This window comes from Kitasatospora phosalacinea (assembly GCF_000717185.1).
In the GTDB taxonomy this organism is placed as follows: domain Bacteria; phylum Actinomycetota; class Actinomycetes; order Streptomycetales; family Streptomycetaceae; genus Kitasatospora; species Kitasatospora phosalacinea_A.
The window spans coordinates 1-24,729 of sequence record NZ_JNYE01000111.1 but is presented as its reverse complement, the minus strand read 5'-3'; the positions used below and the strand labels follow the sequence as shown (position 1 = coordinate 24,729).

Genomic DNA, 24,729 nt, shown 5'->3' with positions numbered 1-24,729 from the left:
GGCTCGGCTCGGCTCGGCTCGACGACGGCGGAGGCCAACCAGGAGAACCGGCCGCGAAGTCGTTCGAGACCCACGGCCGGGGCCCGGCCGGGACCCACGGCCGGGCCCCGGCCCCGCCGGCGCCCGCGCCGAACCGCGGCCGGCCGTGAGGACCGCCGCCGAAAACGGGGTGCGAGCTCCGGCCGGGGCCGCCAGAATCGCCCGCGATGAGTGACACCCCCGCCGAGCGCCTGCTCGCCGCCGTCGAGCCCCTCGCCCACGCCGACCGGCTGCGCACCGTCGCCCGCACCGCGCACGCCCTGGCCGCCACCGGCGAACTACCCTCCCTGATAGCCGAGTTGGCGGAACGCGGCCGCTACGAACGGCGGCTCGCCGCCCTCGCCGCGCTGGCCGGCCGGCACACCCCGCACCTGACCGCCCGGCTGGCCGACCCGGACGCGGTGGTGCGGAGGTACGCGCACCGGGCGATCCGCCGACTCCCGGTGCCGGACGAGGCGGTGGCGCAGGCCGTGGCGGCCGCGCCGACGGCCGTCCGGGCCGAACTGGTCGCGGCGGTCCTCCGCTCCGGGCGCACCGCGCTCGCCGAACGGCTGGTCGCGGCGCTCAGCCGCAGCCACGGCCCGCGGGCCGCCGCGCCGCTGCTGCCGCTCTGCTCGGCCGCCTTCGTGACCGCCGAACTGCCCGCGTACGCCCACGCCGTGGACTTCACCGCCGCGCTCGGCCACCGCCACCCGCAGGCCGTCCTGGACGCCGTCGAACCGCAGCTCGCCGACCGGACCGCCTGGTCCCGGCACGTCCACGCCCTGGCCGCCGCCGCCCGCCACCTGCCCCTGCGGGTGCTCGACCTGCTGGAACGGCGCCCCGGCGGCCCGCCGCTGCCGAGGCCCCTGCGCGACCGGCTCGCGGACCTGGCCGCCGCGGACCCCACCCGCACGGCCCGGCTGCTCGCCGTCGCCCGCAGCCGCCGCGACACGGCGCTGCGCCCCGCCGTCGCCCGCCGCCTGGCCGCCGCCGACCCGTCCGCGCTGGCCGACCTCGTCGCCCAACAGCCCGGCCACGGCCCGGTGCTGCTGCGCGCCCTGCCGCCCGCCCGCCGCCCCGCCCTCCACGACAGCGTGTACGCCGACCTCTACCGCCGGGTCGGGTACTACGCGGAGGCGCTCGCCCTGCTGCCCGCCGCCGACCGGTACCCGCGGGCCCGGGCCGAGATCCACCGCCTGCGCCGCAACCAGGACGGCGACCTCGCCGACTGGCTCGCCGCGCCCGGCCCCCCGCCCGTCCCGACCCCCGCCGACCTGCTGAGCCTGGTCGCCCTGCTCCCGCCCGCCGAGGCCCGGCCCCGGCTGCTCGCCGAGACCCGCCTACCGGAGCCCACCGAACGGGCCTACGGCTGGGAGGAGCTGATCGGCAACGCCGCCCGCTCCGGCGACCCGGCGGCCGTGTCGGAGCTGCTGCCGACGCTCGCCCGCCGTCTGCGCAACGAGCAGGACCCGGTCCGCTGGGGCCCGCTGTCCGCCCTCGCCGAGCTGGCCCCCGTCCTGCACGACGGGCACGCCGCCGACCTGCACCGCCTCACCGAGGAGGCCCTCACCACCCGCGACTGCTCCGAGCACACCCGCGCCGGCCTCACCGACACGGCCGTGGCCGTCCTGGCCCGCCACCCGTCCGGCACCGCCCTCGCCGCCTGGGCGACCCGCACCCTGGAACGCACCGGCGCGCCCCGGATCACCCTGCCCCGTGGCCGCGAACGGGCCGTCCTCGACGCCCTGCGGCCGCTCCTGCGCGACTCGGCCGCCACCCCGGACGCCGCCCTGCTGCTCACCGTCGCCGACGCGCTCGGCCCCCGCGCCCGGCGCGTCCTCGCCGAACCGCTCGCCCGGGCGCTGCGCACCGGCACCGACGAGGCCCGGTGCCGCGCCCTCGACCACCTGGTGCCCCTCGACCCCGCCACCGCGCTCGACCTGCTCACCCGTGACCCGTCCGCCGCCCGCTCGGCCCCCGTCCGCGCCGTGCTCACCGCCGTCCGCACCGACCTGCTGGCCCTCCTCCCGGGAGACCTCACCGAGGCCGACACGGCCACCGCCGACCGCTGGACGCCCCGCCAACAGCAGGACGCCGCAAGCAGGTTGGCCGCCACCGCCGCCGACCCGGACCGCCCTGCCGAGGAGCGCGCCGCCGCCCTGCGGGCCGCCGCCCCGCTCGGCGACGTCGGCACCGCGCTGCTGCGCCGCTGGGCCGCCGACCCGGACACCGCCCTCGCCGAGACCGCCCTCGCCGCGCTCCCGCACACCGCCGACCCGGCCTCCGTCCTCCCCGACCTGCTCGCCCTGGCCGGTCACGACCGGGCCCGGGTCGCCCTGTACGCCGCCGACCGCCCGGCCCGGCACACCCCCGCGGACGCCCTCGCCCCGGCCCTGCGCGCGATCGTCCTCGGCCCCGCCGCCGCCAAGGTCACCAGCCGCAAGCAGGCCGTCCGGCTGGCCGCCCGCCACCTGCCCGCCGAGACCGCCGCGGAACTGCTGCTTGCCGCCCACCTGGCACCCGAGCAGCACGCCGACGTCCGCACCGTCACCACCGCCGAGACCACCGACCGGATCGGCGACACCCGCGCCGACGAGGCCGCGGTCGCCACCGGGGCGCGCTGGGCCCTGCTCGCCGACACCGTCGAACGCGGCAGCACCCTCCAGCGCCTGCGCGTCCTCGACCCCGAGCCGCACCGCCTGCCGCCCGCCGACCGCTCCCGCTACGCCGCCCTGGTCGTCCGGATGCTCGACCTGGGCGACTCCATCGCCGAGCACGTCGCCCGCGGCCGCCTGGTCGGACTGGCCGAGCACGCGCCCGAGGCGGTGGCCGACCTGGCCCGGGCCGTCCTCGCCCCGGACGACCCGGACGACCCGGACCGGCCGGACCGCTGGAAGTCTGCCGCCCACGGCCTGGTCGCCATCGCGGTCGGCGCCGCCCCGCACCCGACCGGTGGCTGCGCCCCCGGCAGCGTCCTGGCCGGACTGCTGACCACGCTGACCGGGGCCGTCCGGGCGGACGAGCAGGCGGGCGAGCACGCCCGGGAGCGGCTGGACGAGCTGCTGGACCGGCTGGGCAGCCTCTGGGACGCCCCGAACCTCCCGGAGGTCCGCCGGGCCGTCGCCGCCATCCTGCTGCCCGCCCCCGCCCTGCGCGCCCAGGCCGCCCGGCAGCTGCTCGCCACCGTGGCGGTGACCGACCCGGAGATCGGCGACACCCTCCTCGCGGTGGCCGCCCTGCTGCCCGACCGTCCGGCCCTGGCCGCCGACCTCGCGGCCACCCTGCGCCACTCGCTGGGCACCTCCCTCCCCGCCGACGCCCCGGCCCTGGACGCCGCACGCCGACTCACCGCCGAAGGCACCCTGGCCGCCGGCCTGTTCGCCGTCGCCCTGACCGGCGCGGGCAGCGCCGCCCACTGGCCCGAGCCCTGGCGCGCCCTCCTGCGCGAACTGCGCCACCACCCCGCCGCCGACGTCCGCGACCGGGCCCACGCCGTCCGCCCGCCCCGTCCCGCTCAGGAGTAGAGGTGGCCCGGCCAGTGCGGGTCGTACCAGCGGTCGGGCCCGGTGAGGCCGAGCAGGCGGACCCGGTGGAGCAGTCCGTCGGGGGCGCCGTGGGCCCGGAGGCGGGCGGGGGCGTGGCGGGTGAGCCAGGCGGAGAGTTCGGCGGTCAGGGCGTCCCTCAGGTCGTAGTGCCAGGTCAGGCTCCAGGGGGGCTCGTCCCGGAGCAGGTCGTGGTCCCAGACGGCAACGGCCTCCGCGAGGCTGCGGTCGGCCGACGGGTGGTCCAGCGCCGCCCAGGTGTCGAGCCAGGGGGCGAGCTCCCCGGAGGCCTCGACGCACATCTCGAGGGTCCGGTGCACGTCCCAGGCGTCACCGGGGGCGAGCAGTTCGTGGTTCCACAGCGCGTGCAGGAACTCCCGCACCGCGGCGGCCTGTTGGGCGGGCCAGTGCGGCCAGTCGCCCCGGGCGAGCGCGTAGCCGATGTCCTCCCGGTCGTCGAAGGAGTCGGAGCCGCGGTCGGCCAGTTCCGCCGCGAGCTGCGGCAGGACGCGGCGCAGCACCGCGCCGATGTCGTTCCACTCGCCCTGCCGCCAGGTCCGCCGCAGCAGTTCGGGGGAGAGCGGCGCGTCCGGGGTCCTGAGCAGGGCGAGGTCCTCGGGGCCGCCCCAGTGGCACGGGCAGTTGTACGCGTCGGGGTGCACGGCGGCGCCCCGCAGGGCGGCGGTGAGGTGCCGCAGGGCCGCGTCGAGGCGGTCCTCCGCGGCTCGGAGGTGCGGGTCGGTCATGGCGGTTGCGCCTTCGGGTACTCCGCCGGGCCGGGGCCGGGCGAAGAGCGCGACGCTACCGGTCGGGCGCCGGCGGCCGTCACCCGGGGTGCCGCCCCGAATGGCCGTCCGCCGCGCGGGCAGGTGCACTGGGAGCACAGGACCGCCAGCACCCGGGAGACCGCCATGCGTTGGGGAACCGCAGCCGCCGTCGCGGCCGCCGCAGTAGGGACCGGAACGGCGGCGTTCCTGCTGCTGGGCCGGAAGGTGTCCGACCGGGTGGTGCGGCCCGGCGGCGGGCAGGTGCTGTCGGCGCCCGTCCCGGTGAAGGTGCACGCGCTCGGGCCGGGGCGGGTGGCGCTGACCGCGACGCCCGACACCCGCCGCCGCGGGACGTACGCGCTGGAGTGGGACGGGGGCGGCCACGCGGTGGTCGGCGAGGTGCTGGAGCAGGGCGCGGAGCGGGTCGTCCGGCGGCTGGAGCGCGCCGACGGCGGGACGCTCGCGGTCGGCACCGAGGTCCGGGTCACCCCGCGGGTGCTGCTCGGCGACCCGCGCACCGCCCTCGGCCTGGACTACGCGGACGTCGCCGTGGCCGGCGAGCTCGGCAGCCTCCCGGCCTGGCGCACCGCGGGCATCCGCGGCACCTGGGTGCTGCTGGTGCACGGCCCGGGCGCCGGCCGCGAGCAGGCCCTGGCGGTGCTGCCGCTGCTGCACGCGCTGCGGCTGCCGACCCTGACGGTCAGCTACCGCGGCGACCGGGACGCGCCCGCCCCGCCCGACGGCCTGGGCCACTTCGGCGAGACCGAGTGGCAGGACGTCGAGGTGGCGGTCCGGTACGCGCTGTCCCAGGGCGCCGGGCAGGTGGTGCTGTACGGCTGGTCGGTCGGCGCGACGATCGTGCTGCACGCCGCGGCCCGCTCCACCTGGCGGGACCGGATCGCCGGGGTGGTGCTGGACTCCCCGGTGCTGGACTGGTCCGAGACCGTCCGCCGGGAGGCCGCCCGGGCCTGGCCCTCGCCCGGCCTGGGCGAGCTGGGGGCGCTCTCCGCGCAGGGCCGCACCGGCGTCGACCTGGCCGGCTTCGCCCGGATCGCCTCCGGCGCCGACCTGCCCGCGCCCGCGCTGCTGCTGCAGAGCCCGGACGACCCGGTGGCCCCGTGGAGCGCCGCGCAGCGCCTCGCGGACGGCCGCGACGACCTGGTCAGCCTGCACCCGGTGCCGCACGCCGAGCACGCCGCGCTGTGGAACGCCGACCCGCAGGGGTACGCCGAGGCGCTGCGCCGCTTCCTGACCCCGCTGCTCTGACACTTCCTGACGGGCAGGACGGGAACCGGAACGCCGGGTACCGCGTCTCCGTCTCGGAGCGGTCACAATATCCGCCATGTCCACGTCGAAAAGCGGAGGGATTCGTCCCGTTTAGCGGCGACTCGTCCCCCCGCCGTCCGAGCCGTACGGACGACGGGCCGAGACAGCCCGGCGGTCGATGTGACAGAAGGCCCGTACAAGGGGAAGACTGCACGGCGTGACGTCTCGGAACCCGCGCGACCGTGATGCCCCGCACCCGCCCCACCGCACCGGTGCGACGGTGACCCGTCTGCCCGGAACGGCGGCCGTCGGTCGTGCGGAGGGCACCCCACCCGCCGCCGCCACCCGCCGCCGGGTCCCCGCGAAGCCGGGGCGCGGCCGGGTGCCCGTCCCCGACGGTTTCCCGGCGCCCTCCGAGCTCGCCCCGCTGGCCCGCCGGATGCTCGCCGACGCCGTCCGCGTCGCCCGCTGGGCCGGTGAGCTCTCCGAGGTCGACAAGCGCGGCGAACTCCTCCCCGACGACGCCCGCGCCGCCGGCCGCGCCCTCGCGATGACCGTCGGCGCCGCCGCCAACGCCTGGGGCCAGGCCCTGCTGGTCGGCCTGGTCGAGCTCCGCGACGGCGGCGCCGGGCCCGGCTGGCGGCTGCACGCCTGGGAGCACGACGACGAGGCGGTGGTCCGCGGCTGGTCCGCGCTGTTCGACGCCTGGACGCTGCTCGCCCCCGTCCCGCCCGCCGCCCTGCGCGGCGTCTTCGCCCAGCTGGCCGGCCAGGCCGTCGACCAGGCCCCCCAGCTGCTGTCCTTCCTGCACCTGGTGGACGGCCCGGTCGCCGACAGCGAACTGCTCGAACTGCTCCGCCGCGGCCTCGACGAGCGCCGCCTCGGCCCCGGCTCCGGCACCTTCCCGCTGTCGCCCGTCCCGCACGCCGCGTTCGCCGTCTCCGCCGTCCGCGGCACCTGCCGCGAACCGCAGATCGACACCCCGCACGCGCCCGCCGACGTCGCCGCCGTCCTCGACTGGATGCTCGACGGCCTCGCCGCCGTCGGCGCGCTCGGCCGCCGCGACGAGGCCGCCGAGCTCTCCCCGCTCGGCCACTGGGCCGTCCGGGCCAAGCTGGAGGAGATCTGCACCGTCGCGCAGACCGCCGCCGGCCACATCGAGCAGAGCGCCGTCGAACTGCTCAGCGCCTGCGCCGACTACACCCCCGGCCCGGCCCGCGCCGAGTACCGCGCCTGGGTCGCCGCCCGCCCCGCCGACCGCGCCGTCGCCGAACTCCTCGAAGCCGCCCGCGGCGAGGACGCCCTCGTCCGCGGCCTCGCCTTCGAGGCGCTGCGCGTGGTGGCCGGCTCCACCGCCGAGCAGGGCGTGCGGGCCGCCGTCGATGAGCCCGTGCTGCGCCCCTACGCGCTGCTCTGGTTGGCCGAGCAGCTGGACGAGGACGGGGTCTCCCCGGCGGACGTGCTCGGCGCGGAGGACGCCGCCTGGCTGTGGGTCGACACCGCCGCCGCCGTCCTCGACCACGGCGAGACCGCGCTGCTGGTCGGCCACGTCGAGGGCGCCTCGGCGGGCGAACCGGTCCGCCTGTTCAACCGCGCCCGCCAGTCCGGCCACCCGCGCGCCGCGAGCGTCCTGACCGCCGTCGCCTCCGTCCACCCCGACCCGGCCGTGGCCCGCGCCGCCCGCCGCAGCGCCTTCTCCGTCCACACCGGCGGGGCCTGAGCCGCACCCGCCCGCTGACGCGAAGGAAGCCGCCCTCCCGGATCGTCTCCGGGAGGGCGGCTTCCTTTCGTGCTGGGTCTCAGCTCCGGTTCTCCGCCCGGCGGGCCCGCACCACGCCGACCTTCTCGCCGACCTTGCGGCGGATGACCAGCAGCGGCGCCATCGCGGCCAGCGCGATCTGGGCGACCGCACCGATGTGCATCAGGGTGTCGCCGCCGGGCAGGCCCGCCGCCCAGGAGGCGAGGCAGCCGATGGAGACCACGATCCAGGCGAGCGTCGCGGTGGCGAGCAGGCCCTGCGGCTTCGGGTACTCGATCCGGCTGACCATCAGGTAGGCCACGCCGAAGATCATCAGCAGGCCGGGGACGAACGGCGGGTCGAGCAGCACGATGGCCAGCACGGTCATCGCGCCCATCGGGCAGGGCATGCCCTGGAAGATCCCGGGCCGCATCTTGACCGCCGAGAAGCGGGCCAGCCGCAGCACCACGGCGAGCAGCACGGTCAGCGCGATGAACGCCGAGAGCTGCTGGTTGCTGCCGGGGGAGACCAGGCCCCACACCGCGACGAAGTAGGCCGGCGCGATGCCGAAGCTGATCAGGTCGGCCAGGTTGTCGAGCTCGGCGCCGAGCGCGGAGGAGCGCAGCTTGCGCGCCACCAGGCCGTCGAAGAGGTCGCACATGGAGCCGATCAGCAGCAGCGTCACCGCGGTGGCGGCGCTGGACTTGACCGGCGCGCCGGACTCGTCGCTGAGGTGCGGGATGAGGATCCCGGTGGTGATCGAGTAGATCGCCAGGAAGCCGCAGACGGCGTTGCCGAGGGTCAGGAAGTCGGCGGTGGACAGGTGCTGGGGGGAGCGGGGGGCGCGCAGTTCGCGGTCCCGGGCCCAGCGGCGGCGGCGGAGCTCGGTCGACTCCTCGTCGTCGAGCTCCATGAGGGTTTCCGGATCAGTCACGGTCAAGGCGAGTCACCCCGGCGGTGGTCTTCTGGCCGACCGTGACGCCGACCTCGACGCCCGCCGGCAGGTAGGTGTCGACGCGCGAGCCGAAGCGGATCAGACCGACCCGCTCGCCCTGCTCGACCTTGGTGCCGGCGTCCATGTAGGGGACGATGCGGCGGGCCACAGCACCCGCGATCTGCACCATCTCGATGTCGCCGAGCTCGGTGTCGAAGTGCCACACGACGCGCTCGTTGCGGTCGCTGTCCTTGTTGAACGCCGGGACGAACCCACCGGCGATGTGCTCGACGGACGTCACGGTGCCGGCCAGCGGCGCGCGGTTGACGTGGACGTTGAGCGGGCTCATGAAGACCGCGACCCGGGTGCGCCCGTCCGGCCACTCGTCGATGGACTGGACCACGCCGTCCGCCGGGGAGATGACGCGGCCGGCGCCGATCTCGCGCTCGGGGTCGCGGAAGAACCACAGCATGCCAGCGCTCAGGGCGCAGGCGGGCACGGCCGCCAGGGCCCACTTGCCGGAACGCCGGGTGAGGGCGGTCGTCACGGCGGCGGTGGCCAGCGTGGGGACGAACCAGGGGGTGGCACCGCGCGCGATCGTCACGCGGGGACGCCGACCCTCGGGTCCGGGACCCTGGGCGGAGGTGTGAGGGGACGGGCTGATGGGCATCGAGGACCTTTAGTCGCGGCCCCGCGCGGGGACACTGAATGGCCCCTGGACGGGGGCCACCGCGGGGATCGAGTTGTTTGGACGGCTGCTGTCCGGGTGGATGCTATCGGGACCTGCCCGTATCTGGGCAAGCCGCCTGCTAGCCGGACTACGCCTGCCTGCGGAGTCGAGCACCTGCTATGCATACGACCGTAACCGGAGCGGGCGCGGTTCCCCAAGAGGTCTCGTGTCACGGGTGATTCACGTCTCAGTGACGGCGGAGTGACACGCGGTGTGCGGAGGCGGTCGACCGGCGCGCACCTGGGGAAACGCGCCGGTCGGCCGCCTCGGGCGCCGTTCCCGCCGGTGGACCGGCTGACCAGGCCGGGGCGGTCGCGGCGCGGCGCGGACGGCGGGCCGCACGCCCGCCGCCCGCACCGGGAGGGACGGTCCTAGTCGGCGAGCCGGTACTCCTCCAGGAGCCGGCGTCCCACGATCATCTTCTGGATCTCCGCGGTACCTTCACCGATCAGCAGCATCGGGGCCTCCCGGTACAGCCGCTCGATCTCGTACTCCTTGGAGAAGCCGTAGCCGCCGTGGATCCGGAAGGAGTCCTCGACGACCTCCTTGCAGTACTCGGAGGCCAGGTACTTGGCCATCCCGGCCTCCAGGTCGTTGCGCTGCCCGCTGTCCTTCTTGCGGGCGGCCATCACCATCATCTGGTGCGCGGCCTCGACCTTGGTGGCCATCTCGGCCAGCTTGAACTGGATCGCCTGGTGCTCGGCGATCTTCTTCCCGAAGGTGACCCGCTGCTGCGCGTACGCGATGCCCAGCTCGAACGCCCGCCGGGCCACCCCGCAGCCGCGCGCGGCCACGTTGACCCGGCCGACCTCGACGCCGTCCATCATCTGGTAGAAGCCCTTGCCCGGGACGCCGCCGAGGACCCGGTCGGCCGGGACGCGGACGTCCTGCAGCACCAGCTCTGTGGTGTCGACGCCCTTGTAGCCCATCTTCTCGATCTTGCCGGGCACGGTCAGGCCGGGCACCGTCGGGTTCGGCCCGAAGCCGGGGGTCTTCTCGACCAGGAAGGTGGTCATGTTCTTGTACGGGGTGCTGCCGCCCTCGTCGGTCCTGCACAGCACCGCGACGACGCTGGAGGTGCCGCCGTTGGTCAGCCACATCTTCTGGCCGTTCAGGACGTAGTGCTCGCCGTCCCTGACGCCCTTGGTGGAGATCGCCGAGACGTCGGAGCCGAGGCCCGGCTCGGACATCGAGAAGGCGCCGCGCAGTTCGCCGGCCGCCATCCTGGGCAGGAAGTACTCCTTCTGCTCCGGGGTGCCGTGCGCGGCGATCATGTGCGCCACGATGAAGTGGGTGTTGACGATGCCGGAGACCGACATCCAGCCGCGGGCGATCTCCTCCACCACCAGGGCGTAGGTGAGCAGCGACTCGCCGAGGCCGCCGTACTCCTCGGGGATGGTCAGCCCGAACAGGCCGAGCTGCTTCATGCCCTCGACGATGGCGGTCGGGTACTCGTCCCGGTGCTCCAGTTCGGTGGCGACCGGGATGATCTCCTTGTCGACGAACTCCCGCACGGTGGCGAGGATGTCCCGCTGGATCTCGGTGAGGCCGTCGGTCTGTGCGAGGCGTCCCATCGTGCGGCTCCGTGAATGCTCGTGAGGGTGGGGGTGTTCGAGGGTGGGGTTGGGGGGCTCCGCGGCGCGTGGCTGCCGCGGAGCCCCCGGGAACCGGGTAGGAGCCAGGGCCGATGACGGCGGCCCGGCCCGTCCGGGGCTCTGGGGGGGTCAGGCGAGCGGTTCGGGGCGGCCGGGCTGCTCCCCGCCGCGCTCCTGCACGTACGTCGCGGTCGGCACCATCACCTTGCGGCGGAAGGTGCAGACGACGGTGCCGTCCTGCTTGTACCCCTTGGTCTCGACGTACACGATGCCGCGATCCGGCTTCGATGTCATGTGCTTGTCGAGAACCGTGGTCTCGCCGTACAGCGTGTCGCCGTGGAAGGTCGGCGCGACGTGGCGCAGCGACTCGATCTCCAGGTTGGCGATGGCCTTGCCGGAGACGTCCGGCACCGACATGCCGAGCAGCAGCGAGTAGACGTAGTTGCCGACCACGACGTTGCGGCCCTGCACGGTGGTGGTCGCGTAGTTGGCGTCCAGGTGCAGCGGGTGGTGGTTCATGGTGAGCAGGCAGAACAGGTGGTCGTCGTACTCGGTGACGGTCTTGCCGGGCCAGTGCTTGTAGACCGCGCCGACCTCGAACTCCTCGTAGGTGCGTCCGAACTGCATGACGGGGCCTCAGCTCTCGGGGATCTCGAACTTGGTGGTGCGCTCCATGCCCGCGGCGCGGCCCTTGCCCGCGATGACCAGGGCCATCTTGCGGCTGGCCTCGTCGATCATCTCGTCGCCGAGCATCGCCGAGCCCTTGGCGCCGCCCGCCTCCGAGGTGCACCAGTCGTAGGCGTCCAGGATCAGCTCGGCGTGGTCGTAGTCGTCCTGGGAGGGCGAGTAGACCTCGTTGGCGGCGGCGACCTGGTCCGGGTGCAGCACCCACTTGCCGTCGAAGCCGAGCGCGGCCGAGCGGCGGGCCACCTCGCGGTAGCCCTCCTGGTTGCGGATCTGCAGGTAGGGGCCGTCGATGGCCTGGAGGTCGTTGGCGCGGGCGGCCATCAGGATGCGCATCAGGATGTAGTGGTAGGCGTCGGCGCCGTAGCCGGGCGGCTGCTCGCCGACCACCAGGGACTTCATGTTGATGGACGCCATGAAGTCGGCCGGGCCGAAGATGATGGTCTCCAGCCGGGGCGAGGCGGCGGCGATCGCGTCGACGTTGACCAGGCCCTTGGCGTTCTCGATCTGCGCCTCGATGCCGATCCGGCCGACCTCCAGGCCGACGGTCTTCTCGATCTGGGTGAGCAGCAGGTCGAGCGCGACCACCTGCTCGGCGTCCTGGACCTTGGGCAGCATGATGCAGTCCAGGTTGGGCCCGGCGCCCTCGACGACGGTGATCACGTCCCGGTAGGTCCAGTGCGTGGTCCAGTCGTTGACCCGGACGACCCGGGTCTTGCCGCTCCAGTCGCCGTTGTTGAGGGCGTCCACGATGTGGTGGCGGGCGCTCTCCTTGACCAGCGGGGCGCAGGCGTCCTCCAGGTCGAGGAAGACCTGGTCGGCCGGCAGGCCCTGGGCCTTCTCCAGGAAGCGCGGGTTGCTGCCCGGCACGGCCAGGCAGGAACGGCGCGGACGGAGGCGGTTCACGGTCGTCATGAGGAGGGTGTTCCTTCCGGGTCAGCTGGTCGCGGCGGTGGCCGGGACCTGGGGCTGGAGCCTGTTGGCCAGCCGGATCTCGTCCACGATCCGGCCGATGATGGTGGTGATGCCGAAGTCCTTGGGGGTGAACACGGCGGCGACACCGGCGGCCCGCAGGGCCTCCGCGTCCGCTGCCGGGATGATTCCGCCCACGATCACCGGCACATCCTCCACCCCGGCCCGGCCCAGCCGCTGTATGACGTCGGGCACAAGCTCCGGGTGCGCCCCGGAGAGGATGGACAGGCCCACGCAGTGCACGTCCTCGGCGACGGCCGCCGAGACGATCTGCTCGGGCGTCAGGCGGATGCCCTGGTAGACCACCTCGAACCCGGCGTCGCGGGCCCGGACGGCGATCTGCTCGGCGCCGTTGGAGTGCCCGTCCAGGCCGGGCTTGCCGACCAGCAGCCGCAGCTTGCCGGTGCCGAGCTCGGCCGCGGTGGCGGCCACCGCCTCCCGCACGGCGGCGAGTTCGCCGCCCGGCTCGGCCGCGACCGCGACCGGGGCGCCGCCGACGCCGGTGGGCGCCCGGTACTCGCCGAACACCTCGCGCAGCGCGAACGACCACTCGCCGGTGGTGGCGCCGGCCCGGGCGCAGGCCAGGGTGGCGTCCATCAGGTTCTCCTCGGTGGCCGCCGCCGCCTTCAGCCGGGCCAGCGCGGCCTGCACCGCGGCCTCGTCGCGCCCGGCCCGCCAGGCGTCCAGGTGGGCCAGCACCGAGCGCTCGGACGCCGGGTCGACCACCATGATGGCGGTGTCCAGGTCCGCGGTGAGCGGGCTCTCCTCGGTGCCCTCGAAGCAGTTGACGCCGACGATCCGGTCCTCGCCCGCCTCGATCCGCGCCCGCCGCTCGGCGTGCGAGGCCACCAGGTTCGACTTCAGGTAGCCGGACTCGACGGCCGGGATCACCCCGCCCATCCCCAGCACCTTGGCGATCTCCGCCTCGGCGCCCGCCAGCAGTTCGGCGGTCTTCGCCTCGACCACGTGCGAGCCGTCGAACAGGTCGCCGTACTCCAGCAGGTCCGACTCGTACGCCAGCACCTGCTGGATCCGCAGCGACCACTGCTGGTCCCACGGCCGCGGCAGGCCCAGCGCCTCGTTCCAGGCCGGGAGTTGGACGGCCCGCGCGCGGGCGTCCTTGGAGAGCGTGACGGCCAGCATCTCCAGCACGATCCGCTGGACGTTGTTCTCCGGCTGCGCCTCGGTCAGGCCCAGCGAGTTGACCTGCACGCCGTAGCGGAAGCGGCGCTGCTTGGCGTCCTCGACGCCGTAGCGCTCCCGGGTGACCTTCTCCCACAGCCGGTTGAAGGCCCGCATCTTGCACATCTCCTCGACGAAGCGGACGCCCGCGTTCACGAAGAAGGAGATCCGGCCGACCACCTCGCCCATCCGCTCGGCCGGAACCTGCCCGGAGTCGCGGACGGCGTCCAGCACGGCGATCGCGGTGCACATCGCGTACGCGATCTCCTGGACGGGCGTCGCCCCGGCCTCCTGCAGGTGGTAGCTGCAGATGTTGATCGGGTTCCACTTCGGGAGGTGCGCCACCGTGTAGGCGATCATGTCGGTGATCAGGCGCACCGACGGGCCGGGCGGGAAGACGTGCGTCCCGCGCGACAGGTACTCCTTGACGATGTCGTTCTGGGTGGTGCCGGTCAGCTCGGCGACGTCCGCGCCCTGCTCCTCGGCGACCACCTGGTACAGCGCCAGCAGCCACATGGCGGTGGCGTTGATGGTCATCGAGGTGTTGGTGCGCTCCAGCGGGATCCCGTCGAACAGGGTCCGCATGTCGCCCAGGTGCCCGACCGGCACGCCGACCCGGCCGACCTCGCCGCGGGCGAGGACGTGGTCGGAGTCGTAGCCGGTCTGGGTCGGCAGGTCGAAGGCCACCGACAGGCCGGTCTGCCCCTTCGCGAGGTTGCGCCGGTACAGCGCGTTGGAGTCGCTCGCGGTGGAGTGCCCGGCGTAGGTGCGCATCAGCCAGGGGCGGTCGCGTTCCTGAGCGGCCATCAGACGTTCCTGAAGGCGTTGATCTTGGTCAGGTGCTGCTCGCGCAGCTCGTGGTTCCGCACGCCCAGGCCCTCCTGCGGGGCCAGGCACAGGACGCCGACCTTGCCCTGGTGCTTGTTGTGGTGCACGTCCAGCGCGGCCTGGCCGGTCTCCTCCAGCGCGTAGACCTTGGACAGGGTCGGGTGGATCTTCCCCTTGGCGACCAGGCGGTTGGCCTCGAAGGCCTCGCGGTAGTTGGCGAAGTGCGAGCCGACGATCCGCTTGAGCGACATCCACAGGTAGCGGTTGTCGTACTGGTGCATGTAGCCGGAGGTGGAGGCGCAGGTCACGATGGTGCCGCCCTTGCGGGTGACGTACACCGAGGCGCCGAAGGTCTCCCGGCCCGGGTGCTCGAAGACGATGTCCACGTCCTCGCCGCCGGTGAACTCGCGGATCTTCGAGCCCAGGCGCTTCCACTCGCGCGGGTCCTGGTTCTGCTCGTCCTTCCAGAACCTGTAGCCCTCGGCGCTGCGGTCGATGATCGCCTCGGCGCCCATCGCCCGGCAGATCTCCGCCTTCTGGGGGCTGGAGACCACGCAGATCGGGGTCGCGCCGCCCGCCAGCGCGTACTGGGTGGCGTACGAGCCGAGGCCGCCGCTCGCCCCCCAGATCAGCACGTTGTCGCCCTGCTTCATGCCCGCGCCGTTGCGCGAGACCAGCTGCCGGTAGGCGGTGGAGTTGACCAGGCCCGGGGAGGCGGCCTCCTCCCAGGTCAGGTGCCTGGGCTTGGGCAGCAGCTGGTTGGTCTTCACCAGGGCGATCTGGGCCAGGCCGCCGAAGTTGGTCTCGAAGCCCCAGATCCGCTGCTCCGGGTCCATCATCGTGTCGTTGTGGCCGTCGGGGGACTCCAGCTCGACCGACAGGCAGTGCGCGACGACCTCGTCGCCGGGCTTCCAGGCGTTGACCCCGGCGCCGGTGCGCAGCACCACGCCCGCCAGGTCGGAGCCGAGCACGTGGTACGGCAGGTCGTGGCGCGCGGTCAGCGGCGAGAGGCGGCCGTAGCGCTCCAGGAAGCCGAAGGTGGAGACCGGTTCGAAGATCGAGCTCCACACCGTGTTGTAGTTGACGGAGCTGGCCATCACGGCCACCAGGGCCTCGCCGGGGCCGAGTTCGGGCAGCGGCACGTCGTCCAGGTGGAGCGACTTGCGCGGGTCCTTGTCCCGGCTGTCCAGGCCGGCGAACATCTGCTCCTCGTCCTTGTGGAGCGTCACCGCCCGGTAGGACTCGGGCAGCGCCAGGGCGGCGTAGTCGGCGGACGTGGCGTCGCCGCTGAGGATCGCGTCGAGAATTTCCTGCATGGCTGCCTCCGAAGGCGTACCTGTGCGAGGGACACAGGGCGTCTGGGGGAGCCGGGAGCGGACACCGGCTTCGCGTTGAGGGTCTGGGGGTGGTGCTTGGCTGGTGCGACGGTTGGGTGGTGTCGCGTGGGTGGTGCTGGTTCACGCCCCCTCGGTGGGGGACGCCGGAAGACGGCGCGCCGAGGTGGGGAGCCGCGGCGCCGCAGCCGGTGGGAACACCGTAGTGGCACCCTGTGCCACTCGTAAAGACACGGGGTGCCAAGTTCTGGCGTGAGCAAGGACACGCCGTACAGGGGCGGCCCGGACGTGCCGAAGGCCCGCCCCCGAAACCGGGAACGGGCCTTCGAAATCGTCGGTGATCTGCGGAAAGCGCCTGGATTACGCGGGAGTTCTCCCGGCCAGGGCGGCTCTGATGGAATCCACCACCGCATCCAGCGGTGCGTCCGTCCGGGCGACTGTGATCAGCACCTCACCGCCCGGACTGGCACTCAGTGCGCTCACCGCCTCGGCTTCCCCACCCTCACCACTGGCACCGGGTGCCAGGGTCGCGCCGCGGCGGCGCGCCCCGCTCGGCGGGGTCGGCCAGAACGTCCCCCGGATCACCCCGAAGGAGTGGTCCAGCTGCGCCTCCACGTCGCCGTGCCCGCCGGCCCGCAGCCAGCGCCGCAGCACGTGGTTGTGCGCCGCGACCACCGCCGCCGCCGACACCTCCGCCAGCATCGAGTCGTCGTCCCCGCCGCGCTGCCAGCCCGGCGGCGTCTGCTCGGCCGCGTCGAACCGGCCCAGCAGGTAGCGGGTGAACAGCCGCTCGTACCGGGAGACCACCGCGATCTCGCGCTCGCGCAGCGCCGGGACCTGCCGGATCAGCTGGTAGCGGGCCACCGACATCTCCGGCGTGGAGGCGTACATCCGCAGCACCTCCTTGATGCCGCGGCACACCACGTCCAGCGGGTGCTCCTCGGCGTCGGCGCTGGCCAGCAGGTCCGCCACCCGCACCAGGGTGTCGTCGTGGTCCGGGAAGATCGCCTCCTCCTTCGACCGGAAGTACCGGAAGAAGGTCCGCCGGGCCACCCCGGCCGCGGCCGCGATCTGGTCGACCGTCGTCTCCTCGTAGCCCTGGGTGGCGAACAGCTCCATCGCCGCGGCGGTGAGGTCCTGGCGCATCTGCAGGCGCTGGGCGGCGGCCCGGCGACTGCCCGGCCCGGACTCCGCACCCGCACGCGACTGGTCGGGCCCGGCGGCCGGCGGCTGCGGCGGGGGAGACGAGGTCTGGCGATCCATGCCCGGAACGCTACACGCACCGGGTGCGCCGCCGTCCGGCCTGCCCCGCCGCACCGGCGCCACCGGCGGCGCCACGGCGGGCCGCGGCCACCGCGAGGCGACCGCCCCCGTACCCCAAGGTGGCTTGGCCGCAAGCGGGTTGACCCCACTCGCGGGCGACGGACGGCCCCCCGGCGCGGGCGTCGGCGCGGGCACCGGACGGCCGGTCATCGCCGTGCGTGGTCACGGAAACCACGCCCCGTCTTGCGCCCCAGGCAGCCTGCCGCGACCAGGTGCTCCAGCAGCGGAGCCGCCGCCAGCCCCGGCTCCCGGAACTCCTGGTGCAGCACCTGCTCGATGGTCAGCGACACGTCCAGCCCCACCACGTCCAGCAGCTCGAACGGGCCCATCGGGTAGCCGCAGCCCAGCTTCATCGCGGTGTCGATGTCGTCCACCGTCGCGTAGTGCTCCTGCAGCATCCGCACCGCGTCGTTCAGGTACGGGAACAGCAGCGCGTTCACGATGAAACCGGCCCGGTCGCCGCACTCCACCGGGTGCTTGCGCACCTTCGCGCACAGCTCCAGCACCGTCGCCGTGGCGTCCTCGGCGGTCAGCACCGTCGAGACCACCTCCACCAGCTTCATCGCGGGCGCCGGGTTGAAGAAGTGCATCCCGACCACGTCCCGCGGCCGGGAGGTCGCCGTCGCGCACGAGACCACCGGCAGCGAGGAGGTCGTGGTCGCCAGCACCGCACCCGGCTTGACCGCCTCGTCCAGGGCGGCGAACAGCTCGCGCTTGACCGCCAGGTCCTCCGCCACCGCCTCCACCACCAGGTCGACCTCCGCCAGGTCCCGGTACGAGCCGGTCGGCGTCACCAGCGCCAGCGCCGCGTCCCGGTCCTGCTCCGACAGGCGGCCCCTGGCCACCGACCGCTCCAGCGACCGCGCCAGCTGCGCCTTCGCCCGCTCCGCCTTCTCCTGGCTGCGGGCCGCCAGCAGCACCGGGAGGCCCGCCTTCGCGAAGACCTCCACGATGCCGGTCGCCATCGTCCCGCTGCCGCACACGCCGATGCTGCGCACCTCGCGCCCGGCCGCCCGCGGCTGCACGTCCGACCGCTCCTCCGCGACCACCTTCGAGGAGCCCGGCGCCTCGTACGCGTAGAAGCCGCGGCCCGACTTGCGGCCCAGCAGGCCCGCCGCGACCAGCTGCCCCAGCACCGGCGCCGGGGCGTGCAGCCGGTCCCCGGACTGCGCGTACATCGCCTCCAGCACCGTGCGGGCGGTGTCGATCCCGATCAGGTCCAGCAGCGCCAGCGGGCCCATCGGCAGGCCGCAGCCCAGCCGCATCGCCGCGTCGATGTCCTCCCGGGTCGCGTACCGGGACTCGAACATCGCCGCCGCCTGGTTCAGGTACGCGAACAGCAGGCCGTTGGCGATGAAGCCCGCCCGGTCGCCCGCCGCCACCGGCTCCTTGCCCAGGTCGCGCGCCAACTCGGCGACCTGCTCGGCCGCCTGGGCGGACGTCAGCACCGTGCGGACCACCTCCACCAGGCGCATCGTGTGCACCGGGTTGAAGAAGTGCACGCCCAGCACCCGCTCCGGACGGGCGGTCGCCGCCGCGATCCGGGTCACGCTCAGCGCCGTCGTCCCCGTCGCCAGCACCGTCTCCGGCGGGCAGATCCGGTCCAGCTCGGCGAAGAGCGCACGCTTCAGCTCCAGGTCCTCCGGGACCTCCTCGACCACCAGGTCGGCCTGCGCCGCCGCGGTCAGGTCGTCGCCGACCTCGATCAGCGCCAGCAGCGCCGCCCGCTCGCCGGCCTCCAGCCGCCCGCGCTCGACCGCCCGCGCGGTCGACGCCTCGATCCGGTCCAGCGCCCGCAGCGCCTGCGTCGGACCGGCCTCCACGCCGATCACCCGGCGCCCGCTGCGCGCGAGGGCCACGGCCACCCCGGCACCCATGGTGCCCAGGCCGACCACGGCGACAGTGGGGAAGGGACGCTCCATAGTCCTGACTCCTTGTCATGGGCCCGCGCCGCGGCCCCCGCCACCGCCCGGCCGCGACAGCGCGAACCCGGACGGAGGGTGTGACGGGGGAGGGTGTGCCGACGGCACGGGAGAAACGGGAACGGAAGAAGAACAGCGGCACCCCGCGGTACGGACCGGTCCGCTCCGGTTCCGTCTGCGGGGCAGTGCCGTGGTGCTCAGGCGCTCCGACCAGGTCATGGAGCGACGCCGACGCGCACACAGGAGAAGAGAACGCAGCCTGCCGGTGCGGCTCCCGAAGCCCGGCGCTGGCGCGTGCCGACACTGTAGCCCAGCTACCGACGGGTAGGAAGGGGCGAACGCGCCACGGCGGCCCGTCGACGGACCCGGGAGCCCCTACCGTGGGCGCCGTGGCGACCGACCGCAGGTGCGGTCCGAGCAGTTCCCGCCCGTCGCCGGAGCGGCCGAGCAGCAGGGCGTGGTCCTCGCGTCCGTCGCCGGACGGCTCGGGGTGAAACCCCCGGCGGGAGGGCGGGCGGTACCGGAGCGTCGTGACGCTGGTCCACGGGCACGCGGTGGAGCTGCCGGAGCCGGTGAACGTCACCCTCGACACCGAGGAGCCCAAGCGTTGCGCACGCTGAAACGCCGAACGGCCCGCCCGGAGGGTTCCGGGCGGGCCGTTCGCGTGTGGTGCGTCAGTGCGTCGGCGTGTCAGTGCGCCATGACCGGGACGGCGTCCTCGGCGTCGGCGCCCTCCGCGTGGTGCTCCGGCTTGCCGGCGTTGATCAGGACGCCCGCGGTCAGGCCCGCCAGCAGCAGGATGCCGAAGGCCGCCCAGATCGCGATCGAGTAGGAGTGCACCTGGGCCTGGAGGCCGAACAGCTTCGGGTCGGTGGTGGCGGCGGCCGCCGCGTGGGACTTGGCCCACGAGGTGCCCGCGCTGTGCGCGACGGTGCTCAGCAGCGCGGTGCCGATCGCGCCGCCGACCTGCTGCGAGGTGTTGACCATCGCCGAGGCGACACCGGCGTCCCGCGGCTGGACGCCGTAGGTGGCCAGGCTCATCGCGGGCATGAACGCGGTGCCCATGCCGAGGCCCATCAGGACCAGGCCCGGCAGGATCTGCCAGTACGAGGTGTCGACGTCGATCTGGGTCAGGATCAGCAGGCCGAGCGAGGCGACCACGAAACCGGGCGCCATCAGGTACCGGGCCGGGACCCGGGTCATCAGGCGGGCGCCGATCTGGGTGGAGCCGGTGACCATGCCGGCCACCATCGGGAGGAAGGCGAAGCCGTTGACCAGCGGCTTGTACTCCAGCACGCCCTGCATGTAGAGGGTGAGGAACAGGAACAGGCCGAACATGCCGATCACGGCCATGCCGAGCGAGAGGTAGACACCGCCGCGGTTGCGGTCGGTGACCACGCGCAGCGGCAGCAGCGGGGCCTTGACCCGGCTCTCGACGACCACGAACGCGGCGAGCAGCGCGGCGGCGGCGACGAACAGGCCGATGGTGCTGGTGTCGCCCCAGCCCTTCTGCTCGGCCCGGGTGAAGCCGTACACCAGGGAGACCAGGCCGAGGGTGACCAGCAGCACGCCCGGGACGTCGAGGCGGTTGCGGTTCAGGCCGACCGCGGGCTCGCGGATGACCATCACCGCACCGACGATGGCGACCACGGCGAACGGGATGTTGACGTAGAAGGTCCAGCGCCAGTTCAGGTACTCGGTGAGTGCGCCGCCCAGGATCAGGCCGATCGCACCGCCACCGCCGGCCACCGCGCCGTAGATGCCGAACGCCTTGGCGCGCTCCTTGCCGTCGGTGAACATCACGGCGAGCAGCGACAGCGCGGCGGGCGCGAGCAGCGCGCCGAACACGCCCTGCAGGGCGCGGGCGCCGAGCAGCATCGCGGTGTTGGCGGCGGCGCCGCCCAGCGCGGAGGCCGCGGCGAAGCCGACCAGGCCGACCATGAAGGTCCGGCGACGGCCCCACAGGTCCGCGACCCGGCCGCCGAACAGCAGCAGGCCGCCGAAGGCCAGCGCGTAGGCGGTGATCACCCACTGGGTGGTGCTGTCGGCGAAGCCGAGGCTCTTCTTGGCGTCGGGGAGCGCGATGTTCACCACGGTCGCGTCGAGCACGACCATCAGTTGCGCGAGGGCGATGAAGACGAGCGCCTTCCACCGGCGCGGGTCCGGCTGGAGGGTTTCAGACATGGAGGTACCCACTTGTGTGTGCGAGAGCGTACGGAATGCGTGCGGGACCGCGGCCCGTGGCGGGGCGTCCCGCGGTGAGGTCCGGTGAGGGGCGCGTGCCGCCCCGGGTGCCTTGCGGTGTCAGGCGGCGCGGGGCGTGAGGTCCTCCAGGGTCGCGGCACGGCCGGGCAGCACGGACGGCGCGGGAGCCCGCAGGCCGTCCAGGAGCAACTGCAGGAGACGCCGGACGTGCGGGTCCAGGTCGAGGCAGCCGAAGCCGGGGAGCGGTCGGGTGAGCTGGGCCATGGCAACGACGATGTCGCCGGCTCCGACGTCGGTGCGGAGCAGGCCGTCGGCCTGGGCGCGGGCGATCAGGTCCTCGGTGACCTGCTTCATCTCGGCGCGCGCTTCGGCGAGTTCGGGTTCTTCGAGGTCGATCGTGTCGGACAGCAGCGGGCAGAGCGCGCCGATCCGCTCCTCGGCCGCGGCGTGCGCGAAGCGGCTGAACGCCGCGAAGGAGTCGGGCTCCTCCGCGGTGGCCGCGTGCGCGTGCGCCACGATCCGCTCCATCACGGCGATGGAGACCTGGTGGATCAGGGTCTGGCGGTCGGCGAAGTTCCGGTAGAGCGTGGCGTTGCCGACCCCGGCCCGGCGGGCGATCTCGTCCAGCGGGGCCATCGCCCCGTGCTCGACGAAGGCCTCCCGGGCCGCGGCGACGATGCGGGCCCGGTTGCGGGCCGCGTCCGCGCGCCGGACGGGAGCGGCGGTGGTGACGACGGTCATGGTGCGCTCCCTTCGAGCGACGAGGGGTGCCGGTCGGTTCCGGCCGTTCCCAGTTCTACCGGTTCTTACTTCTACCGGTTCTTACCGGGGATCGTCTCCCCGTTTTATTGCGGACAGATGTCTAAACGGGGAACTGCTCCCCGGAAATTTCATCATCCGATGTGACCTGCGTCACATTCTCGCCGCCACCGACGGGTGACCTCCCGGCGCGTTCCCCCGGGCGCACCGAAACCCCTGGTCAGGATGGGTCCATGAGCACCGCCAAGCCACGCGCCGACCGCGCCGCCGAGGCCCGGGTGGCCGCCACCCGGATCGAGGCCGAGGGCGTCGACGGAGTGATCGTCAGCTGGGTCGACAACGCCGGCGTCACCCGGGTCAAGACCGTCCCCGTCCGCGCCCTCGAACCCGCCGCCCGCTGGGGCGTCGGCGCCGCCCCCTGCTTCGACGCCTTCCTGGTCGACGACTCGCTCGCCCCCTCCGGCGGCCCCGCCGGAGACCTGCGCCTCGTCCCCGACCTCACCGGCCTGCGCCGCCTCGCCGCCCAGCCCGGCTGGGCCTGGGCCCCCGGCGACCGCTGGACCCAGCAGGGCGAGCCCCACCCCGGCTGCCAGCGCCAGTTCGCCCGCCGCACCGCCGACGCGCTCGCCGACCGCGGCCTGACCGTCCGGGCCGGCATCGAGGTCGAGTGGATCGTCGACGGCGGCGAACCCGGCCCCGCCTACGGCATGCGCCGCCTCATCGGCAACAGCGACTACCTGCGCGACCTGCTGCGCGCCCTGCGCGAACAGGAGCTCACCGTCCTCCAGCTCCACCCCGAGTACACCGAGGGCCAGTACGAACTCTCCGTCGCCCCCACCGGCCCCGTCGAGGCCGCCGACACCGCCCTGCTCGTCCGGCACACCGTCCAGGCCGTCTCGCTGCGCCACGGACTGCGCGCCAGCTTCGCCCCCGTCACCGCCCCCGGCGGCGTCGGCAACGGCGGCCACCTGCACCTCAGCCTCTGGCGCGACGGCCACAACCTCGGCCACGGCGGCCCCGGACCGCACGGCCTCACCCGGGAGGCCGAGGCCTTCCTCGCCGGGGTGCTCGCCGAACTGCCCGCCCTGCTCGCCCTCGGCGCCCCGTCCGTCGCCAGCTACCTGCGGCTCGCCCCCGGCCGCTGGTCCGGGCCGTACCGCTGCTGGGGCCTGGAGAACCGGGAGGCCGCCCTCCGCCTGATCACCGGCTCCGCGCCCGAGCAGGCCAACGCCGAGGTCAAGTGCTTCGACGCCGCCGCCAACCCCTACCTCGCCGTCGGCGGCGTCCTCGCCGCGGGCCTGGCCGGCCTCGGCGACGCCCTCCGCCTGCCCGCCGAGACCACCGGCGACCCCGCCGCCCCCGACGGCCCCGCCGAACGGCTCCCCGCCACCCTCGGCCAGGCCGTCGACGCCCTGCGCAAGTCCGAGGTGCTGCGCACCGCCCTGGGCGAGCCGCTCTGGCAGGCCGTCATCGACGTCCGGGAGGCCGAGATCGCCCGCTTCGCCGGGCTGAGCGACGAGCAGCTCGTCGAGGCCGTCCGCTACCGCTACTAGTCTGCCCGGTCTACTTCGTCGGTGAGTGCGCGTCCAGCGCCGACCAGGACGGCGACAGCGCCACCGCCTCCACCTGCTCCCGGGTCAGCAGGACGCCCGCCCCCGCCGGGTCGAGCGCGGTGACGCGCAGCAGCAGGCCGTCCGGCCGCAGCACCGCCACCACCGTCTCGGTCGCGCCCTGCGCGTACGGGACGGGACGGTCGGCCGCCGTGCGGACCCGGCTGCCGTCGGCGAGCACCGGGGCCCGCGCGAACCAGCTGCGCGTCACCCGGTCGGCCTGCGCGACCTGCACCGTCAGGTCCACCTCCCGGGTGCCGTCGGCGAGCGTCGCGTACTGCTGGGACCAGGTGCCCGAGAAGGTCTTGACATTCAGGCCGGTCGGCACCAGGTCCGGCAGCCGGACCTCCGGCGTCGGGCGGGTGTCCTTCGGCACCCGGGTCAGCGTGCCCAGCACGGAGCGCCAGGCCGGGTCCGCGGCGATGGCGGTCAGCTGGTCCACCGTCAGCAGCGCGTCGGCGCCGGACGCCGGGCCGCCGTCGGTCCACTCCTCCTGGGAGGAGTGGAGGACGACCCGGAGCCCGTCCGGGTCCTCCAGCCGCACGTCGTGGGAGACGGGCCCGCCCGAGGCGGCGGACGGGGCCGGGCCCCAGGTGCTGACGAACATCCTCCCGCCGACGGCGTCGGGCACCTCGTGGCACGCCCAGCCCACGACCTGCCCGGTGGGGCAACCGCCCAGCGCCTTCTCCCACCCGGCGTTGCCGACCGACACCGACAACTTGCTCCGGCCGTGCCCGTTGTCCACCAGCAGGTACGCCGTCGCCTCGCTGTTCGGGACGGTGCCCGGCCCGTGCGTCGAACCGGACGACCGGACGATCCGCACCCCCGGCGGCAGCAACCGGCCCAGCACCGACACCGTGTGCAGCTCCTCCGGCAGCGCCGCGTCCGCGGCCGTCCCCCCGGACGCATCGGACGCCCCCGCCGGGGGCGGCACCCGCGAGGCCCCCGGCGCGGCCGGGCCGACGGCCAGGGCGGGGTGCCCGTCCGGCCGCGCGACCGCGGTGAGCGCGCCCACCGCCAGCACCAGCGCGGCCGCGCCCGCCAGCGCGGAGAGCTGCCCGCGCCGCCGCCGACGGCCCCGGACGGCCCCCGCCTCGACCAGCCGCGGGGTGTCGGCGAGGAACTGCCCGCCGGTCTCGCGGAAGGCCCGCAGCAGGGCCTCCTCCTCACCGGGCCCGGGCCCCGGTGCCCAGATGTCGTCGTGCGCGTCGTCGTGGTCGGGGCGTGCGGACATGCGTGATCACCGTCTCTGTCTGATGGGGCGGGGAGGGGCGGGGAGGGGGGGGGGGGGGAGGACCGCGAGGGGGCGGGGGGGGT

Annotated in this window: 17 protein-coding genes; 4 read left to right on the top strand and 13 right to left on the bottom strand. The window is 74.6% G+C overall.

The window, feature by feature from the left end; genetic code table 11:
• Window positions 1–206: 206 nt before the first annotated feature.
• Complete coding sequence (locus OO57_RS32800; RefSeq protein ID WP_033256401.1) at window positions 207–3,545, top strand: hypothetical protein; 3,339 nt, start codon at window positions 207–209, stop codon at window positions 3,543–3,545.
• Here OO57_RS32800 and OO57_RS32795 read toward each other — a convergent pair.
• Window positions 3,536–4,309, bottom strand: a complete 774-nt coding sequence (locus OO57_RS32795) for a hypothetical protein (RefSeq protein ID WP_033256400.1) — start codon at window positions 4,307–4,309, stop codon at window positions 3,536–3,538. The two genes, OO57_RS32800 and OO57_RS32795, sit on opposite strands and share 10 nt — an antisense overlap.
• 165 nt (window positions 4,310–4,474) lie before the next feature.
• Between OO57_RS32795 and OO57_RS32790 the strand changes: the two genes are divergently transcribed.
• Window positions 4,475–5,596, top strand: a complete 1,122-nt coding sequence (locus OO57_RS32790; protein ID WP_033256404.1) for an alpha/beta hydrolase family protein — start codon at window positions 4,475–4,477, stop codon at window positions 5,594–5,596.
• A gap of 280 nt (window positions 5,597–5,876) precedes the next feature.
• Window positions 5,877–7,316: a hypothetical protein gene (locus OO57_RS32785; RefSeq protein WP_234337608.1), complete on the top strand. Its 1,440-nt coding sequence runs from the start codon at window positions 5,877–5,879 to the stop codon at window positions 7,314–7,316.
• Window positions 7,317–7,395: 79 nt separating this feature from the next.
• Here OO57_RS32785 and OO57_RS32780 read toward each other — a convergent pair whose 3' ends face one another.
• The 11 genes from OO57_RS32780 to OO57_RS32730 form a co-directional block, all read right to left on the bottom strand.
• Entirely contained in the window at window positions 7,396–8,247 is an 852-nt protein-coding gene (locus tag OO57_RS32780) for a CDP-alcohol phosphatidyltransferase family protein (RefSeq protein ID WP_033256399.1), read from the bottom strand.
• 13 nt (window positions 8,248–8,260) lie between these two features.
• Complete coding sequence (locus OO57_RS32775) at window positions 8,261–8,938, bottom strand: phosphatidylserine decarboxylase (RefSeq protein ID WP_033256398.1); 678 nt, start codon at window positions 8,936–8,938, stop codon at window positions 8,261–8,263.
• Between the two features lie 431 nt (window positions 8,939–9,369).
• Window positions 9,370–10,572, bottom strand: a complete 1,203-nt coding sequence (locus tag OO57_RS32770) for an acyl-CoA dehydrogenase family protein (protein WP_033256397.1) — start codon at window positions 10,570–10,572, stop codon at window positions 9,370–9,372.
• 150 nt (window positions 10,573–10,722) lie between these two features.
• Window positions 10,723–11,220: a MaoC family dehydratase gene (locus OO57_RS32765; protein ID WP_033256396.1), complete on the bottom strand. Its 498-nt coding sequence runs from the start codon at window positions 11,218–11,220 to the stop codon at window positions 10,723–10,725.
• A gap of 9 nt (window positions 11,221–11,229) precedes the next feature.
• Complete coding sequence (locus OO57_RS32760) at window positions 11,230–12,192, bottom strand: HpcH/HpaI aldolase/citrate lyase family protein (protein ID WP_033256395.1); 963 nt, start codon at window positions 12,190–12,192, stop codon at window positions 11,230–11,232.
• Window positions 12,193–12,213: 21 nt separating this feature from the next.
• Window positions 12,214–14,238 (bottom strand): protein meaA, encoded by a 2,025-nt coding sequence (locus OO57_RS32755; protein WP_033256394.1) that lies wholly within the window; start codon window positions 14,236–14,238, stop codon window positions 12,214–12,216.
• Window positions 14,238–15,575: a crotonyl-CoA carboxylase/reductase gene (gene ccrA / locus OO57_RS32750; protein WP_033256393.1), complete on the bottom strand. Its 1,338-nt coding sequence runs from the start codon at window positions 15,573–15,575 to the stop codon at window positions 14,238–14,240. The genes OO57_RS32755 and ccrA overlap by 1 nt, the downstream gene beginning before the upstream one ends.
• A 378-nt stretch (window positions 15,576–15,953) precedes the next feature.
• The gene (locus OO57_RS32745) at window positions 15,954–16,856 is read right to left on the bottom strand and encodes a TetR family transcriptional regulator (protein WP_033256392.1); all 903 of its coding nucleotides are present in this window, start codon (window positions 16,854–16,856) and stop codon (window positions 15,954–15,956) included.
• Between the two features lie 206 nt (window positions 16,857–17,062).
• A complete protein-coding gene (locus tag OO57_RS32740) occupies window positions 17,063–18,838 on the bottom strand; it encodes a 3-hydroxyacyl-CoA dehydrogenase family protein (protein WP_033256391.1) in 1,776 nt (591 codons plus the stop codon).
• 690 nt (window positions 18,839–19,528) lie between these two features.
• Window positions 19,529–21,022 carry an MFS transporter gene (locus OO57_RS32735; RefSeq protein ID WP_033256390.1) on the bottom strand — a complete coding sequence of 498 codons (1,494 nt, stop codon included), beginning with the start codon at window positions 21,020–21,022 and terminating at the stop codon, window positions 19,529–19,531.
• Window positions 21,023–21,142: 120 nt separating this feature from the next.
• Window positions 21,143–21,784, bottom strand: a complete 642-nt coding sequence (locus OO57_RS32730; RefSeq protein WP_033256389.1) for a TetR/AcrR family transcriptional regulator — start codon at window positions 21,782–21,784, stop codon at window positions 21,143–21,145.
• Between the two features lie 251 nt (window positions 21,785–22,035).
• Here OO57_RS32730 and OO57_RS32725 point away from each other — a divergent pair, with 251 nt between their 5' ends.
• Window positions 22,036–23,355: a glutamine synthetase family protein gene (locus OO57_RS32725; RefSeq protein WP_081974127.1), complete on the top strand. Its 1,320-nt coding sequence runs from the start codon at window positions 22,036–22,038 to the stop codon at window positions 23,353–23,355.
• Between the two features lie 10 nt (window positions 23,356–23,365).
• On the opposite strand, the gene OO57_RS32720 is transcribed toward OO57_RS32725, so the two are convergent.
• Complete coding sequence (locus OO57_RS32720) at window positions 23,366–24,646, bottom strand: hypothetical protein (protein WP_033256388.1); 1,281 nt, start codon at window positions 24,644–24,646, stop codon at window positions 23,366–23,368.
• Window positions 24,647–24,729: the final 83 nt, after the last annotated feature.